Origin of the sequence: Escherichia sp. MOD1-EC6021, from assembly GCF_002965245.1 — a bacterium.
Taxonomy (GTDB): Bacteria; Pseudomonadota; Gammaproteobacteria; order Enterobacterales; family Enterobacteriaceae; genus Escherichia; species Escherichia coli_F.
Window position 1 is genome coordinate 1 of sequence record NZ_PTRU01000099.1, and the last position, 956, is coordinate 956.

Consider the following 956-nt stretch of genomic DNA (forward strand, 5'->3'; position numbering starts at 1 on the left):
GACACCCCGACCCGTCACTACGCACACGTAGACTGCCCGGGGCACGCCGACTATGTTAAAAACATGATCACCGGTGCTGCTCAGATGGACGGCGCGATCCTGGTAGTTGCTGCGACTGACGGCCCGATGCCGCAGACTCGTGAGCACATCCTGCTGGGTCGTCAGGTAGGCGTTCCGTACATCATCGTGTTCCTGAACAAATGCGACATGGTTGATGACGAAGAGCTGCTGGAACTGGTTGAAATGGAAGTTCGTGAACTTCTGTCTCAGTACGATTTCCCGGGCGACGACACTCCGATCGTTCGTGGTTCTGCTCTGAAAGCGCTGGAAGGCGACGCAGAGTGGGAAGCGAAAATCCTGGAACTGGCTGGCTTCCTGGATTCTTACATTCCGGAACCAGAGCGTGCGATTGACAAGCCGTTCCTGCTGCCGATCGAAGACGTATTCTCCATCTCCGGTCGTGGTACCGTTGTTACCGGTCGTGTAGAACGCGGTATCATCAAAGTTGGTGAAGAAGTTGAAATCGTTGGTATCAAAGAGACTCAGAAGTCTACCTGTACTGGCGTTGAAATGTTCCGCAAACTGCTGGACGAAGGCCGTGCTGGTGAGAACGTAGGTGTTCTGCTGCGTGGTATCAAACGTGAAGAAATCGAACGTGGTCAGGTACTGGCTAAGCCGGGCACCATCAAGCCGCACACCAAGTTCGAATCTGAAGTGTACATTCTGTCCAAAGATGAAGGCGGTCGTCATACTCCGTTCTTCAAAGGCTACCGTCCGCAGTTCTACTTCCGTACTACTGACGTGACTGGTACCATCGAACTGCCGGAAGGCGTAGAGATGGTAATGCCGGGCGACAACATCAAAATGGTTGTTACCCTGATCCACCCGATCGCGATGGACGACGGTCTGCGTTTCGCAATCCGTGAAGGCGGCCGTACCGTTGGCGCGGGCGTTGT

1 protein-coding gene is annotated in these 956 nt (G+C 54.4%); it reads left to right on the plus strand.

The genetic code is table 11. From position 1 onward, the window contains the following. A partial coding sequence (tuf, locus tag BEB54_RS28090; protein WP_000223459.1) for an elongation factor Tu occupies positions 1-956 on the plus strand: 956 nt, incomplete at both ends.